The sequence below is a fragment of the Glaciecola sp. SC05 genome, assembly GCF_041380235.1.
GTDB lineage: Bacteria > Pseudomonadota > Gammaproteobacteria > Enterobacterales > Alteromonadaceae > Glaciecola.
The window spans coordinates 1-16,764 of sequence record NZ_JBGIYY010000014.1 but is presented as its reverse complement, the minus strand read 5'-3'; the positions used below and the strand labels follow the sequence as shown (position 1 = coordinate 16,764).

14 protein-coding genes are annotated in these 16,764 nt (G+C 41.8%); 10 read left to right on the top strand and 4 right to left on the bottom strand.

The window, feature by feature from the left end; translation table 11 throughout:
- The first annotated feature begins 16 nt into the window (after positions 1-16).
- Positions 17-904 carry a hypothetical protein gene (locus tag AB9H30_RS13265; RefSeq protein ID WP_371195175.1) on the top strand — a complete coding sequence of 296 codons (888 nt, stop codon included), beginning with the start codon at positions 17-19 and terminating at the stop codon, positions 902-904.
- A gap of 57 nt (positions 905-961) precedes the next feature.
- Positions 962-1,399 (top strand): hypothetical protein, encoded by a 438-nt coding sequence (locus AB9H30_RS13260; protein WP_371195174.1) that lies wholly within the window; start codon positions 962-964, stop codon positions 1,397-1,399.
- 8 nt (positions 1,400-1,407) lie between these two features.
- On the opposite strand, the gene AB9H30_RS13255 is transcribed toward AB9H30_RS13260, so the two are convergent.
- A complete protein-coding gene (locus AB9H30_RS13255; protein ID WP_371195173.1) occupies positions 1,408-2,115 on the bottom strand; it encodes a heparan-alpha-glucosaminide N-acetyltransferase in 708 nt (235 codons plus the stop codon).
- 501 nt (positions 2,116-2,616) lie between these two features.
- Here AB9H30_RS13255 and AB9H30_RS13250 point away from each other — a divergent pair.
- Positions 2,617-4,698 carry a hypothetical protein gene (locus AB9H30_RS13250; protein ID WP_371195172.1) on the top strand — a complete coding sequence of 694 codons (2,082 nt, stop codon included), beginning with the start codon at positions 2,617-2,619 and terminating at the stop codon, positions 4,696-4,698.
- Positions 4,699-4,755: 57 nt separating this feature from the next.
- Here the strand turns inward: AB9H30_RS13250 and AB9H30_RS13245 are convergent, their stop codons facing one another.
- Positions 4,756-5,547, bottom strand: coding sequence for a hypothetical protein (locus tag AB9H30_RS13245; protein WP_371195171.1), 792 nt, complete (start codon positions 5,545-5,547; stop codon positions 4,756-4,758).
- A 342-nt stretch (positions 5,548-5,889) separates the two neighbouring features.
- Here AB9H30_RS13245 and AB9H30_RS13240 point away from each other — a divergent pair, with 342 nt between their 5' ends.
- From AB9H30_RS13240 to AB9H30_RS13230, 3 genes are all read left to right on the top strand, one after another.
- Positions 5,890-7,257, top strand: a complete 1,368-nt coding sequence (locus AB9H30_RS13240) for a ribonuclease J (RefSeq protein ID WP_371195170.1) — start codon at positions 5,890-5,892, stop codon at positions 7,255-7,257.
- Between the two features lie 233 nt (positions 7,258-7,490).
- Positions 7,491-12,122, top strand: coding sequence for an EAL domain-containing protein (locus AB9H30_RS13235; RefSeq protein WP_371195169.1), 4,632 nt, complete (start codon positions 7,491-7,493; stop codon positions 12,120-12,122).
- 173 nt (positions 12,123-12,295) lie between these two features.
- Entirely contained in the window at positions 12,296-13,981 is a 1,686-nt protein-coding gene (locus tag AB9H30_RS13230; RefSeq protein WP_371195168.1) for an AMP-binding protein, read from the top strand.
- 2 nt (positions 13,982-13,983) lie between these two features.
- On the opposite strand, the gene AB9H30_RS13225 is transcribed toward AB9H30_RS13230, so the two are convergent.
- Positions 13,984-14,244, bottom strand: coding sequence for a hypothetical protein (locus tag AB9H30_RS13225; protein WP_371195167.1), 261 nt, complete (start codon positions 14,242-14,244; stop codon positions 13,984-13,986).
- A gap of 62 nt (positions 14,245-14,306) precedes the next feature.
- Entirely contained in the window at positions 14,307-14,585 is a 279-nt protein-coding gene (locus tag AB9H30_RS13220; RefSeq protein WP_371195166.1) for a phage integrase N-terminal SAM-like domain-containing protein, read from the bottom strand.
- A gap of 382 nt (positions 14,586-14,967) precedes the next feature.
- On the opposite strand from AB9H30_RS13220, the gene AB9H30_RS13215 reads away from it, so the two are divergent.
- From AB9H30_RS13215 to AB9H30_RS13200, 4 genes are all read left to right on the top strand, one after another.
- A complete protein-coding gene (locus tag AB9H30_RS13215; RefSeq protein WP_371195165.1) occupies positions 14,968-15,204 on the top strand; it encodes a hypothetical protein in 237 nt (78 codons plus the stop codon).
- The gene (locus AB9H30_RS13210) at positions 15,201-15,398 is read left to right on the top strand and encodes a DUF2283 domain-containing protein (protein ID WP_371195164.1); all 198 of its coding nucleotides are present in this window, start codon (positions 15,201-15,203) and stop codon (positions 15,396-15,398) included. The genes AB9H30_RS13215 and AB9H30_RS13210 overlap by 4 nt, the downstream gene beginning before the upstream one ends.
- 232 nt (positions 15,399-15,630) lie before the next feature.
- Positions 15,631-15,948, top strand: coding sequence for a hypothetical protein (locus AB9H30_RS13205; RefSeq protein WP_371195163.1), 318 nt, complete (start codon positions 15,631-15,633; stop codon positions 15,946-15,948).
- 269 nt (positions 15,949-16,217) lie between these two features.
- Positions 16,218-16,661: a hypothetical protein gene (locus AB9H30_RS13200; protein WP_371195162.1), complete on the top strand. Its 444-nt coding sequence runs from the start codon at positions 16,218-16,220 to the stop codon at positions 16,659-16,661.
- Positions 16,662-16,764 lie beyond the last annotated feature (103 nt).

The following is a 16,764-nucleotide window of genomic DNA, read 5'->3' as shown; positions in this document are numbered from 1 at the left end:
TTTCTATGTACGATGAATGAGTAATCAATGCATGCTAAGTACGCGCACAAATCCAAGCAAGCCTAACAAGCATCAAAGCCGCTGGGCACTGGCTAGTCTGCTGATGCTGTTAGCAGTATTCGCCTTCGACCAATTGATTAATGCTAGGCCTAGTGAGCGAACCTTGGATGAGGAAGTATCACCGCAGATGTCAAATTCTGCAGATGTGATACCGCTGCAGTTTACAGATGTAGCATTACCGCCGGTGCCGCCGGCTGCGTCTCAAAGCAAAGCAAAACTGAGTGCAGAAACACCATTTAATAAAGCGCCGGCAGAACTGCCAAAAGCAGAACATATAATTGCAAACACAGCGAGTGCCTCAGCTTCAATAGCCGGTTCAAATCTTAGCAATAATAAGACATTTACGCCGCTAAAAGAGGTAAATGAAACTCAAGTGCAGCATACGATGAGCGAGCTGTCTGGTGCACAATTGCAAATCGCAATGCCCTCATCTGCACCTGCCAGAGAGCATGTGCTCAACTATTTATATGAGTGTGCGGGAGTAGGGCTTGCGGCTTTGCATCAGCAGGCTGACGGTAACAGCTTAATGCCGTTGACTAAGATTCCGGCGCACGCTAGCGGCATATTACGCAGTATTTCAGGTCAAATGAGTCAGTTTGAACGCAAGCTTCAGGCAGCATATGCACCAACAAAAAGTTTAGTGAGAGTGTATCCTATTGCGTTTGATTGGGCATTATCCAAAGAAATTGCCCGTAATTTGCAGGGCAAAAAACTCACCCACTTTTTTGCAGAATACCATCTCCATCAACATAGTTTGTCGCTTACAAATATCAGGCTTAACAACACAGAGATTGCTCAAACATGGCTTTTATTTGATGGCTATGCGCAGGGTTGCAGTTTATAATTTTGCCTGTGCTCGCTTAGCCACTCTTGGCTATTTATAAATGTTTTTGGAACACATATGGCGTTGAGAAAAAATATGGTTATGCGTAACGCTTTCGTTCACAGTGCGTGTTTGCTTGTGCGAGCGCGAAATAAGTCAATGGCACTGCTATGCTCATTGCTATGTGCGACGCTGATGCTCTCGGCGGCTAAAGCAACGGTGGTTGATGCAGGTTTTGTCGTGGTGTACGACAACTTCTCGCCTCAACAAGTCAATCAAATCATGGTCTATGCAACAAGATTTAAAGGTTATGAGCAATACGAAGTGCTTTATCAGCGTAGCCTCGATACGCAAATTCACTATCAATCTGAGATTGACCCAAAGTTACTTAGTTTTAATTTTGAGCAAACCTTTGCAGATTTAAAATGGGACGTTATTGCTCAGCAGCAGGGTAATCAATATCAGTTTACCTTTGTGCGCGTGCAGCCAAAGCCGCTGCCTTTTGGGGTCTGGTAGCTCGTGGTTTAGAGCATCAACGATATGAGATATAGCGAGCCGATGAGTATAGGCTGATGCAGAAGATAAATGAGCAAACCATGTTGACCAGGCAGAGCCGCGTATTTGCTGTAACGATGTTGCGTTAAGTGCTGCATCGGGTCTGCTTTAAACCACGCATTATGCCCAAGGGCAATGCCAAAAAACACCATTCCTAACCACGGAACAATAGCCACATAATCGTTGGTGTAAAGTGGTAAATCGGTAAATAATAGATGAAAGGGCCACCGAGAAATAAACCAACCACTGGCACCTAAGAGCATAAAGCCAGTGCCAATGACAAAGCTTGTACGCGGCATTTTAACGAAGGGCAGGCAAAGCACGCTTGCTAAGGCTAGAAAATGCAGCACGCCAAAAAATATCCAGTTCTCTCTAATAAAGATAAACGTGACGATCGAGATTATTAATGCGCTTGCAGTGATCTTTGCCAGACGCTTCATAAAATTGGGGTAGTCAATGTTGTGTTGATGTGCAAATGTTAAGGATATACCCAACGCTAAAAAGAATAGCGTGATGATCACCCATCGAAATTGCTGCCAGCCGAATCCATCAGGGGTATCCCAACTCACCCAGCCAAACAGTTTTAAATCGTATAAAAAATGAAATATTACCATCAGCACAATGGCGAAGGTGCGCATGAGGTCTAGCGTAAAGTTACGTGTATGAGATAAGCTCATTTAATCAGGTGCCACTGCAGAATCACTTATTACCTCAAGTTAACGTGCGTAATTGTCATAAGTATAAACGGCTATTTGCATTTTGGGCTTGAAAATTTCGCATCTGATGATTTTTATCAAAAACACCCCTTCGCTGAAACGCACTATGCAAAAGACCCTGCATATCAAAAAAGGAGACATTCGACCCGCATGACTAAATGAGCCTAATGCTCCAGAGTGTCGGTAATTTCGTTATTTTGAGTTGTCGCAAACAAAGGGCACAAGACGTTTACCTCGCAAACCCGCAGGCTAAGTAGTGAGGGTAATATTTATGTTGGCATCCAAGCAAACTGAAAAGCCAAGGAATTCCTGATACCTTTCTTTTTTTATACTTGCTGACGTGCATACAATAGGTCTTTACCAGTTGTGTAGTCCGTTAAAAACACGTATGTTTAAAACGTCTCTAATTTCTGTATAAAAAACATGCTGATAAGTCTTTTTGAAGAAATGCGCCGCCGGCGAATGTTTCCAGTCTTAGCTTCATACGCTGTAACCGGCTGGGTTATCGTGCAGGTGCTGAGTATTATTCCCCAAGCGATTGGCTTGCCTGACTGGATCTTGACCTTAGCATCAGTGCTGTATATCGCTTTTTTTCCGGTTGTACTCTTTGTTTCTTGGTACTTTGATATCACCACAGAAGGTTTTAAGCTAACTCCTGCAAAAGGACAAGATACCCCAGCTGAGATCGGTAGGAAGTACTGGACAGTGTTTTCGGGAATGCTAGTCATATCAATTGCCTTAGGGTTTTATGGCTTTGAAATGGCAATGAACAAAGTTAGCGATAATCCAAGCTTAGCAGAAGGCTTAAGCCCTAGCATTGCTGTGTTGCCGTTTACTGATGCCAGCGCGGCCTCCGACCAGATGTATTTAGGCTTAGGGATTCAAGAGGAAATAACAAACAAATTATCCACTTTTGCAGGCATCAAGGTCGCTTCAACCTATTCCGCCACCACCTATGCGGCCAAATATTCCGATACCAAAGAAATTGCCAGGAAATTAAACGTGGCTAATTTACTGACCGGCAGCGTGAGGGTGAACGGCAACAGACTAAAAGTACGAGTCGAGTTTATCAATGCATTAACTTCGGCAGTGATTTGGACGCAGTCTTTCACCAGAGAGATGGTTGATATTTTCGCCATTGAAGAAGAAATCAGTCGTACAGTGGTAAATTTATTGCAGGATAAAGGCTTAGGTGAAGGTGACGTTCTTATGCCAAGCAAAACCCAAAGTAGCTTAGCGTTGCGGCTGTATTTGCAAGCACGAGAAAATTTGCGCTTAAGAAACACTGAGAGCATTTTAAAGGCTAGGGAGTTATTTGAGCAGTCATTGGCAATAGATTCTGAGTATGCAAATGCGCGTTTGGGTTTGGCGCAAACCTACCTGCTGATGGCGAAAGGGCACTCCAGTTTGGGCTCATTAGATCCGGAGGTTGCCAGTAGAATTGCGATCGAAAATGTCAGTGTGATTTTGCCGCGCTATCCAGAGCTTTCTCAAGCGCATGCCACTATGGGCAGAGCTATTGCTTTTGCATCAAGACACGAAGAGGCGATTGAATATTTTGATAAAGCAATTGCACTTAACCCTAGCTACGCAGAAGCATATGTATGGAGATACCTTTCCTTAGATGCATTACAAAAAAGTACCTTAGCCTATGAAAGTCTGGTTAAGGCGTATGAGCTAGACCCAGCATATTTGTTGGTATCGTATAATTATGCACGCGAGCAATACTTGTTTGGTAATATCGAGAAAGCAAAAACCCTATACACTGAAATACTGGATGTACACCCAGAATCTCCGTTATCTCATCGTGGTTTTGCGGAAATTGCTTTTTCACAAGGCGATTTATATGAAACAGCCATTCAATGGGAGCTAGCGCTGCAGAAGTCTCCGAAAAGCGAAGGTTATCGAGAGGCTTTGATTAATGTCATGTTTCAGGTAGGCGCTTATGAGCAAGCCCAAACCTTTATTACAAATAGCGATTATGACGTAAATGTTTTAATAGCGAAGGAAAACTTTACACAAGTTCACAAAACAATGGAGGATACGCTTGCCCTGTATTCAGATGACAAGTGGTACCTTTACGAAGCAGCGTGGTATCAGTATCTATACGGAGAGCCACAGAAAGGTGCTGAGCTTTTGCTAAAAGCCGAGCCACTATTTGCTGAACAAGAGATATTCTTGCAGCCGCTTTGTAACCCTGCCATGGAATTGGCTTATGCTCACCGCATCATGAATGATGAAGAAAACGTTGAGAAGTATCTGAGTGGTTGTGAGCAACTGCTCAATAATGTGACAGAGGCTGGGAAACAAAGCGAAGCTTATTTCTATTTAAATGCCAGAATTTCAGCCATGAGAATGAACTCTCCTGCAGCGGTTCAGGCTTTAAACGACGCCTATGACAATGGTTGGTTAGAACATTGGACTAAGTATGACCCTTTACTAAATAGCATTCGCAATCAGCCTGAGGTGCAAGATGTTTTCGATGAAATTGACAGTGACTTAGCCAAGTTCAAAGCGCAAATTATTTCACATTTTTCAAAATAAAAACAAAAAAAGAGAAGCCGATGTTGGCTTCTCTTTTGCATATTTAAACGCCTGTGATTACATTGAACGCTTGCGCAATCTCAATAATCCGAGCATCGCTAGACTGAATAAACCAAACACATATGGCGTGCTTACCAAAGTTAAGTCAAAGCGCTGAGTCTCAAACTCAAATTGGCGACCAATCTCATCCCATTGATAAAATGTTTCACCGTTGATACCAACACTAAGGTTGGGGTCAAACTTACCAAACACAGTATCTGTTGGTGCGGTGTAAATGGTAATTAAAGCCACTGTATAATCACCCGGCCTCAAATCAAGAGGAAATGTAGTGTCTAAAAACACGTCGACATGACTGTTAGGCACCGTAGAAAAACTGCTAGCATCAAACCGACGGACTTCATCACCAAGCAATGCCCTTGTAAACCCATTGGCATCAACAAAAAAAGTGGTTTCTTCAAAAATACCCCATTGGTAACTCGCGGTAACGCCTAAGTCAGCGCCGTAGAAGTCACCAAATCCTTGAAGTGTAAACGGGTCTTTAAGGTTAAAATTGTATTCACAAACTTGTGGGTCGCACCGTTGGTCGCTAGGTACAGTGACATTGTTGCGATTGCTAAATGGTATGGCCTGAGAGGTTAAGGGGCTAGCACCTTGCGAATTTATTCTTACGGGTAAGTCCACATCTTGTATTAGGCTGGGTGTGCCTACCGGTGCTAAATATCGCGTTTCACCGCCGCCGCCCAGACCGCCTGAAGCACCGCCTCGGATAATTAATTTTGCATTGGCAAAAGATGAAAGAAAAAACAGATTAACCACAATGGCAAAAGCCAATAAGTTGAACGTTTTCATTGATTATCCAAAGTTACTTGAGGGTTGTTTTATTATGCATGCAATTACTATACCTTGGTCTAAGTGTATGAAATGATGAAAGTATTACTTTGGCAAAGGCCGGTACTGTAAAAAAACCTGACAGAATTTAAGAACTTAGCGACGCAAAAAGACTATATGATTCACGCAGCCCGCTAGATAATATTCAAAAATGAAATTCCGGTCTTGCGCTTTATTATTGATAATTACCAAAGTGGATAGATCGTAGCGATGAGCAAAGCAGTAACAATAAGCTTAGCGCGCATTTGAGCAAAACGCAGTTGTTCAAATTGTATACATGCATTAAGAGACTGAACAGGATATATGGACACAAGCATACCTAACTCCCAACAGCTGTGGTTTCTGCCTCTTGGCGGCACCGGTGAAATTGGCATGAACATGAACCTGTATGGGCACAGTCATTCTTGGTTGATGGTGGATTGCGGCGCCACGTTTCAATCTCCCTTAGATCCAAAAGATGACGATAATCCGAGAGCGAAAACCTACAGCGTGGTTGCGCCTGACGCCAGTTTTATTGAAGCCAGAAAAGACAGTTTGTGCGGCATAGTCTTAACTCATGCTCACGAGGACCATATTGGCGCGGTCACTGCTATATGGCCAAGTCTAGGCTGCCCAATATATACCACACCATTTACCGCAGAAGTGCTTCGCAGAAAGTTTTACCAAAAAGGTATGTACGAAAACTTACCTATTGTTGAAGTTGCACAAAACACTACCCTGGACATCGGCCCATTTACGGTTAGCTGGCTGGATATTACGCATTCACTCCCTGAGCCGCAGGCGATTAAAATTACTACCGCCTTGGGCACGATTTTTCATACAGCTGACTGGAAAATTGACCGTCAGCCTGTGCTGGGTAAACCGTTTAACAAACAACTATTCACCGATATGCAAAAAGAGAAAGTATTGGCGATGGTGTGCGACTCTACGAATTCCCTTAAACCTGGGTATTCGGTGTCAGAAAAAGCCTGTGAAAAAGGTTTGGGAAATATTATTAGTCGGGCCAGGGGAAGGGTGGTCGTCAGCTGTTTTGCGAGCAACGTCGCTAGGCTGATCACTTTAGTTACCATCGCCAATCAATCAGGTCGTTATGCGGCGCTATTTGGACGTTCGCTTGAAAATATGGTTAGCGTTGCGAGGCGTTGTGGCTATTGGCCAGACGAGCTAAAGCTGACTCATCGACGTCACATTGGTTACTTACCGGCTCACGAAATTATGATTATTGCCACTGGTAGTCAAGGCGAGCCTCGCGCAGCTTTAAACAAATTAGCTAATAATGAGCATAGAGACTGTGATTTGGAGGAAGGCGATTGCGTCATTTTTAGCAGTATTGTGATACCTGGCAATGAAAAGCCCATTGAAAAAATCATTAGCCGTTTAAAAGAACGTAAGATTGCAGTGTTTCAGTCAGAGCACACAAGCGAAATCATTCATGCTTCCGGGCATCCCAATCAGGGCGATTTGTCAGATATGTATGAATACGTGCAGCCGAAAGTGGCAATTCCGGTGCACGGTGAACAAAAGCATATGATTGCCAATGCCGAAGTCGCAAAATTACAAGGGGTACAAAAACAATTAGTGGGTAAAAATGGCGATCTTTTTATGCTCAAACCCAGTGTGGCGATAAAACGCAAATTCGTTTCTACAGGTCGCATCGCGCTTGAAAAGTAGTAAGCGTTTAGGCAACAATAAGCGAGCAAGCTTCTCCTTTTTTAAGTTAAGTAGTCAATAAATTTGCGGCGAACGAGTGCTAATGGCTGTTTTTACTGGGGTTTTATTGGTCTGAAAGGCCTATTCTTGTATAGAAAAGGCTTTGTGATTGTGTTAAAACTGTAAAATAGCCTGTTGCGTAAGGGAGTACGCTGTCTTTCAGCGAATATTGCATACTTTGTGGTGCTGCCTTTATGCCCGTGACAACGTTTAGTATCCTATCCAAACATATATCCTTAATGGGCCTTGCGCTTGCTTTCTTATTTACGTGCTCATTGAGTTTCGCAGCAGACTACTCCCCCCAAATATTATCACCGCGTTTATCTTATCTCGATACTAATGTAGGCCTATCTCAAGACACCGTCGAAACTCTGCTTATCGATAGTGAAGGCTTTTTATGGATTGGCACTGACGAAGGCCTTGACAGATTTGATGGCCAAAATACCCTCCAAGTGCCCGGCACGGCGGGCTTATTGAATAATAATCCTGTTTTCCACTTATTCGAATATGACGAGCGATACATCATATTATCTACGGGGCATTCTGGCATCGTAAAATTTGACAAGTATAGCGGCGAAACAGAGGTGCTGTTAGCGCGTGGTTATCGATTTGACAATAATTGGCCACAGTATTCTGACGTGATAATCAAAGAAGGCAACGGCGCGATAGTAGTTGCCTTAAATGAAGAAATTTACCGGCTGGATTTGACCACCAATGAGCCTGAGTTATTGCTCTCATTGAGTGATGAACAAATTCAGCAGGGTGAGAGCATTCGTGCATTGTATATATACAGCGGCACCTATTTTATTGGTACTACGGCAAACCTTTGGGCATTCGATCCAATTAGTAAGATGTTGCATCGATTAAACCATACAGATAACGAGAGCGCCAATGCTCGGAATGTGAAAAACCTGTTTTCGCCGAACGGTGGCAAACTTTGGGTGGGCACTGTAGAGGGTTTGTATGAGATTGACTTGCCTGAGTTGATGGGCCATATCTATACCAACTGGGCTGCTCCAGCCATAAAAGTGATTGATCCAGCGCGTAACATTTGGGCAATCGAGTACGTGTCTTCAGAGAATATTTATGTCGGTACCGACATTGGTTTATTCAAGGGATCGGTTGAAAGTGGCGAATTGGAATATTTGTTTGCACTCAATAAACAATATGAGGTGCTGTCACATCCAGATGTGATGGACATTGAAGTAGATGGTATTGGAAATATTTGGATGGGTACTTTCAACAGTGGCGCAATTCACTGGTCTCCCAGCAGTCTGTTGTTCAAAAACGTCTATGCTGCAAGCTACAACGAAGCATCACTTCAATTGAGTAATAATGTGGTGACAAGCGTGCATCAGCATAGTTCTGATTCGCTCTGGCTAGGCACAAACAACGGTTTAAACCATTATCATGTTGAAACTGGTTTAATAGAGCAATTTTTGGTCAATGACATCGGTAATCCAAGCTACAGTGAATCGGATATTTTGCAAATCGATGCGGCATCAGCAGATAGTTTATGGGTTCTAAATGGCAATGGCCTCTCTGAATTTAATATTGAAAGCGGTGCAGTGCTGTCGAATACTCGCTTTGGTGAAGAAATTGACCTTTTGTTTTCTAGCGATGTATTTAGTTTTTTTGCGCAAAATAGAGAGCTTATTTGGATAAGCAATCCGCAAGGTATTTTTAAAATAAACCTAAGAGAGCAAAAAGTCGCTGATATTAAATTTGACGATGAACAAGGGCAAAACGCGAATAGTTTCATGGTCTTATTGGGAATGGATATTCGCAGCAATCAAATGCTGGTTTCAAAAAATGCGGCAGTATGGGGTATTAACCCTGAAAATTTATCATCCCGTTTATTGCATAGCGCGATGAACCAAGGCGCAAATATTTCTACCAGAGCAAGTAGCTGGTTAAGAGATACAAACAACAATGTTTGGGTGTCGTATTTAGGCATTGGATTATTCAAACTCAATGGTACTGACTTCTCTCAGGCCAAATTTTACAATCGCAGTAATCGTTTACCCACCAACATCGTCTATGGACTTGCTTTAGATGCACAGGGCGATATTTGGTTTTCATCTCACTCGGGCATCCACGCATTTAATCCTGAGCAAGAAACGGTGCAAAGTTTTGGCTTTGTGAACGGCTTGTCTTCGTCTGAATTTAATGAAGGCGCAAGTGAAGTGCTTGCTGACGGCAGGCTTATCTATGCTGGAAATCTTGGTTTTACCGCATTCAACCCTATGCAATTAAAGTCTCATTATACCAACAAATTGGGCGCTCCTATTATCACCGAAATCGCGCTTGCTTCTCGTACTTTGCAGTTGCCTTTTACTAATTTAGATGGGCAAAGCATTGTACTTGAGCCCGACGACATGGGTTTAACCTTAAAATACAGCATGCTCAATTTTGAACAGTCACACTCAAATCGTTATCAATACCGAATTATCGATGGCGGTCGGGTTACAAGGTATCCGTCGGTAACATCCAGCGAAATCTTAATACCAGCCTTAGCACCAGGCGATTATGTTATTGAAATTCTCAACGCGAATTTTGATGACGTGGATGCGGCAAAAGCATCTATTTACCTGAAAGTGAAGTATCCAGCACATGTGTCACCCGGTGCAATATTGTTTTATATCGTCGTGTTTTTGCTGCTCACGTCTATTTATATGTGGCGACGTCACAAGACTCAGAGGGTAATTTTTGAAGCGAATCGCAAAGTGGCTGAGTACAACAGCCGTCTTACCTCTGCCCTTAGAGCCAGTAATGCAGATATTTGGGAATGGCAAAGCGACATAAACACCCTGTCGGGAACGCGTTTAATCGCTGAATTGGGTCTTATTTATGAGTCTATTGACTTTCATGAATATGCTGAGCTGATCGTCCCTCAAGACCGCCAGAATTATCTGAAAAGTTGGGAACGCTTCACACTCAGCGGTACAGAAAATCAATTGGATGTGACATATCGCATAAAAGGCGCGCAAGGCCAAACGCTTTGGTATCGAGATGTGGGTAGTTTGAAGTTTTTGCAAAACGGTGAAAAAGCGGTAAGTGGAACTTATACCAACTTAACTGAAACGCTTGCAGCAAAAGAAAAGTTAAAAGTATTTGGTGAGGCGTTTAATCACACGCGTGACTGGGTACTGATTATTGACAAGAACTCAAAACCTATCGCGGCTAACCCATCCTTCATGCAAGCATTTGGTATCGATTCGCGCCGACCACTGTCAAGACAGATAAAACGAATCAATAAGGAATATGAGTCAGAGTTAGCCTTACTGTTAAATCAAATGAGCAGCTTAAAAGCATCAGAAAGATGGAAAACCGAAGCGAATGTGATTATTAAGAAAAATCCGATGACCTTATTGGCCGACATTAAAGCCATTCCACAGCACGATAATCAACTTGAGATAGACTATTACTTGTGCATCTTTACTGATATTACCGATCAGATACTGGCGCAAAAAGAACTGCAAAAACTCGCAAGCTATGATGTGTTGACAGGTTTAATTAACCGAACATTGCTAATAGAGCGCATCAAACAGGCGATTCACTATTCAAAGCGTCATCTCGATAAATTAGCGGTACTGTTTATTGACCTCGATCGATTTAAACCGATAAATGACAGCTTTGGGCATGATTCAGGAGACAAGGTCCTGATTGAAATCGGTAATCGCCTAAGTGCTAAATTTAGAGGGCAAGATAGTGTAGCTCGCATAGGCGGCGACGAATTTGTCGTTGTACTCAATGAAATAAAAGACAAAGAAGCATTAGCAAGCATGACGCAAGAAATTTTAAAGTTAATTGCGAAACCGATTTCACTTGGCTTTCAAAACGTCAATGTTTCTGCAAGTATTGGCATAGCGATATACCCTGACCATGCTGCCGATGCCGAAAATTTAGTGCGCAATGCCGACATTGCGATGTATTCGGCAAAATCGAAAGGTAGAAATAATGCGGAGTATTTTATCAATGCGATGAACGATCAGGCGCATGCCAATATGCTCTTAGAAAATCGTATTAAAGCGGCAGTTGAAAAACGTGAATATATTAATTTTTACCAGCCGATCGTGGACCTGAGCACAGGTAAAACTGCGGGCTTTGAACTGTTGCTCAGATGGTTTGATGAGGGTAAAGCGATTTCCCCAAATGTGTTTATTCCGCTGGCAGAGCAAATTGGCTGTATTTTAGAAATGACCGATATTGCGATTGAGCGCGCACTCGAAGATATGGCGCAATGGCAACACAAAGGTTTTGATGGTTACGTTGCGATTAACTTATCGGCGAAGCATTTTAATCAAACGTTTAAGCCATCTACTATTCTTGGGTTACTAAATAAGCATAATTTACCAGCAAGTTGCTTACGTTTTGAAATAACTGAAAACCTGCTCATGGAAAACAGTGAAATAAGTATTCAATATATGAATGACTTGAGAGGTTTAGGATTTAAAATTTCATTGGATGATTTTGGAACCGGTTACTCATCTTTGCGATACTTAAAAGACTTTCCCATAGATGTGCTCAAGCTTGACAAGTCTTTTGTTGATGATGTCACCGAAGACGGTTCGACGCAGTCTATTATTTATTCAACGCTGGTGATGGCTGAATTGCTTGATTTAGACACTGTTGCCGAAGGAATTGAGACCGAAGAGCAACTTGCATATTTCAAAGGAAGCAAATGCAAATTGGTGCAGGGATTTTACTTTTCGAAGCCCATTGGATTTGAAAAAACCTTCGGCATGCTCGATAAAATATGGTTTGACCCAACATTGAATGTGCCCAAAAACGTCTTTGATATGAAGCTTAAAAACAAAAAGTAAGGGGTTTTTAGGATGCTTTTTGTCGAAGGTTTTGAAGGTTTTACCTGCGCTGTTTTGGGTTAACACAGAAAAAACTGCGAAACTATAATGAAAAATCAGTTGTTAATCTTGACCAATGTTGCATTATTATCAACATGTGAATTTAATGTAAAATTTAAGATTTTGGAATGGATATGCCTTTAGACAATGTAGATGCCGTTAACTCGGACGTAATAATCTCTCCGCTCACCATGCTTTATAAGTGGGAAACCGAGCAACCAAACCAACATTATATGACGCAACCTATCACTGGTGGCCAAGCTCGTACTTACACATGGGGGCAAACCGCTGCTGAAGCGCGCAAGGTTGCCGCAAAGCTGCAAAGCTTAGGATATGCGCCTGGAACTCGTATTGGAATATTAGCCAAGAATACCGCAGAGTGGATAATTACCGACCTTGGCATCATGATGGCAGGTTACGTATCGGTGCCTATTTTCGCCACGGCTGGCACCGACACGATTTCTTATGTACTAGAGCATTCAGAGTGCCCACTGCTGTTTATCGGCAAGTTAGATGGCACCAGCGCAGTAAAAGAAGTGATCAAAGCCAAGCCTGACTTAGTTACTGTGAATTTTCCTTATCCTAATTTACCGGGCGCGCATGCTTGGGAAGAGTTTACAAATATTGAGCCCATGACTAGCAGTCCAGTTCCAGACATGAACGAAGTTATGACGATCATTTATACATCCGGCAGCACTGGGCAGCCAAAAGGTGTAGTGCATACTTATCAAACGGTTTGTTGGGCCGCTCAAAATTCTTTGAATGCGCTGACTGTAACGAGTCAAGATCGCATAATGAGCTACTTACCGCTTGCTCATATTACCGAGCGTGTATTAGTGGAATTAGCGAGTTTCTATTCGGGTATGACATTGGCATTTGTCGAGTCTCTAGAAACATTTGCTCAAGATGTAAAAACCTGTCAACCAACATTGTTTATCTCGGTGCCTAGACTTTGGACAAAATTCCAAATGGGTGTGTTAGCGCAGATTCCGCAAAAGAAACTGAATTTCTTATTAAGCATTCCATTTGTTGGTAAAAAAGTGGCTGCGAAGATACGCGACGGCTTAGGATTGGGCTCGGCAAGACTTTGGGCTTCAGGTTCAGCGCCGCTTGCTCCGGCTACTATCGAGTGGTTTAGCAAAATAGGCATTCATATTTCAGAAGGTTGGGGGATGACTGAAAACTGTGCATACGGAACAAGCAGTGTGCCTTTTAGAGCCGACAAAATTGGCTGTATCGGACGCGCCTATGACGGGGTTGAAATCCGTATTTCTGAACACGGAGAAATTCAAGTCAATTCGCCGTGCAATATGATTGCTTATTACAAAGACGATGAGAAAACCAACGAAGTGTTTACAAGCGACGGTTGGTTATGCACCGGTGACAAAGGCGAAATTGATGCTGATGGTTACGTGCGCATTACCGGTAGATTAAAAGATATTTTTAAAACAGAAAAAGGCAAATACGTCGCGCCTGCGCCGATTGAATCCAAAATCATGGAAAATGCGATTGTTGAACAGGTATGTGTAACCGGCACTAACCTACCGCAGCCTATTGCCTTGCTCGTGTTATCTGAAGACGCGCGTAAGCAAAATAAAGATGAAATAAGTGAATCACTGACAGAGACCTTAAAAGCCTTGAATGCAAGCTTAGAAAGTCATCAGCGTTTAGACAGAATTGTGGTCTTTGCCCAAGAATGGTCAATTGAAAATGAGCTGCTTACACCCACGCTTAAAGTAAAGCGCCATGTTATTGAAGAGCGTTTTAAAGATGTCATATTAGGCACTTACGATCAAAAAATAATCTGGCATAGCGCTTAAGATTATTCGGCTTTACCATCAAAAAACGGACCATGTGTCCGTTTTTTATTGCCTGCTCGATAAAAGACAAGCAATGCTAGCTGCAGACCAACAAAGAATAAATCTTTATCCCGATAAAATAATACAGGCCTTCGGCAGTCATCGTGATCAAAGTTAGAAATAGCAATGAGCTCAATTTCTTTGACGCGCAATTTAAGTAGCTCTGTTTTGTTGCAAGCAACCGCCATATAGCAATGAAACATAAGTTGATATTGGGGTGCCATTAGTTCAATGATTGAAAGTGCTTCTTTGTGAAAGCACAGTCGCCGCTCTATTTCTCACCGCATCAGGTAGGAACATTAACATCCCTTGCGAGGATGTACTTATGCATAAACACAATGGCGCACAATGCCAAGTTCTGTGTAGATGAGGTCACTTCTCGATTGACGGCAAGGTGTGTCACAAATTGTGTGACCTCCTGTTCGTCGAGGTCTTTAGGGTGACGTTTCTTGTTAAACAAAATAAAACGCTTTATCCATAACAGATAGGTTTTTTCGGTTTGTATTGAATAATGCTTTGTTCTCATGACATGACGAATGCTTTCTAAAAATGGTGAATTAGCCACTGTTGACTCCTTTTTGTATGGTGTGGTTACTGAAAATGTTTAGTAAACCGCATTTTACAAAAGTGACAACAGACCTATAGGCCAGTTTATGCCTGCACTTAAGGCTAGATTAGACCGTGTGGTTACGATGCACGCATAGTATCCACACTGATTTAGTTGCTACTTTAGTCTAGCTTATTGTTTTTGTTGTATTTCTTACAAAGCGACGAGCGGGGTTACTATGCATGCATATTAAGCGCATAAAAAATTGTAGAAATTATCACCGGTAAAATAGTAAGCTATTAAAAATAATGAATTATAAAGGCTATGTGAAATGAGGCTATCTCGTTGTTAAAATGCGGTCTGCATAATATTAAAGCGTTAGGCAGCTACAAGGAAGTATATGAAATTTACTAAGTACTTTGAGGCAACAAGAGCTCGGCCTGACAGAGCTTCAATCCGACTCGAGTGGATAGAGTTTGTTGTAAGTTATGCTCCCCATGGCTTTGTGCAATCGGACGGCCGAATTAGAAAATGGGCCCAAATAGCGGATGCTGAAAATAAGTATTTAAGGGTAGTCTTGCTTGAAGATGGTGAGACAGTACATAATGCTTTCTTTGATAGGAGATTTAAACCATGAAGATGAGCTATTTCGACGATTCAGACACGCTATACATTGAGTTTAAGTCTACTGATATCGTTGATACCAAAGATTTAGACGAAAACACTACACTTGACCTCGATTCAAATGGTGATGTTGTAGCCATAACTTTAGAGCACGCCAGTAATAGAACTGATATTGGCCAGATAACACTTAGTGGAATCGCAGCCTAATAAAGTATTGAACACGGACGGAGTAATTCAGGTGGCTGTTTTGCAAAAAGCCTCAAAACAGCCACCAGAATTACTCCGCCGGTCAATACGGCGTTATAAGCACTCTAAAGAATAATGGACGCTCAGACTAAAAAGGAATTACGAGGCTTAAAAATGGTTGCCTTTGGAATGCCGATAATGTTGTTTATCGGAGTTGTTTTTTTTTGGTGGTCATATCTGGTGGGCAAAGAAGTTGTCAAATCCAGTCATAAAAATTCTTGGGTCTGGTGAAGCGACAGCGACCATTTGTGGTATCTCTATTGATAAGCCTCAGAGTTTGACAATTTCTTTTGATGAAATTACTACGAATAAAACCTCTGGTTCACATCCATTAGGTTTAGAAATTTTTGTTGTTAAAACAGCAGAGGAGTCTTATATTTTGCAGTTAGGACAAGACTCTCGCGATAGACACTTGTTTTGGATTTATCCTGAAAGTGGTCAATTAAATACAATAGTTGGGGGCTTTATAAAATCCGAATATCTGGAAGAGTACTATGCTAGGTGCAAATGAAGGTGCTTATAACAAATCAATCAATTCGCTTCGCTGGGACGGCCCTCCGCTCCGCCCATTATTGAAGTGTTGAGGATGTAGAAAAAACTAAGTAACAAAATGGGTTTAGAAAGTTCTACAATTAACGCACAAAAAATGCGCATGCACGTGAATTTCAGATAGGAAAAAGCATTGAACTTTAAAAATAATCAACACAGAACGCCGTCTTATTTTTACGTTTTGTTTTTTCTACAGTCTCGTTAGCTACCCATCAAACTGAAAGGAAATTTATGAAATTCAAGGTTTTAATCACTATTGTTTTAATGTTAAACGCTTTAAATTCTTTTGCTTATCAGAAAGAAATAGACAAATTTTTTAAACTCTATGAAATGGGAAAAGTTACAGAGGCTGTAGATTCAATATATTCTACTAACAAATGGATGACTCAGAAAACAGATGATATCCAAAATGTTAAAACTCAATTGCAGAACTTACAGGCTTTAGTCGGTGAGTATCATGGAAAAGAAGAGTTAGGTTCTGAGGAATTGAAGGAAAGGCTTATTTACGTCTCATACTTGGCAATGTTTGAACGACAACCAATTCGACTAGAGTTTGTATTTTATCGTCCACAAGAAGATTGGATAATATATTCATTTTCATTTGATGACACCATAGATGACGAGTTAGAAGACTTTTCAAGGAAAAAAATAATTGGGTGGATGGAAGGCAGTTAACAAAAAGTTGAAGGCGGATAAAAACAAGATCGGTTTTCGCCGCTTAATCGGGTGTTGGTGTAATTCATGAGACTACTGTTGATTTGCACCCTAAAGGCACCAC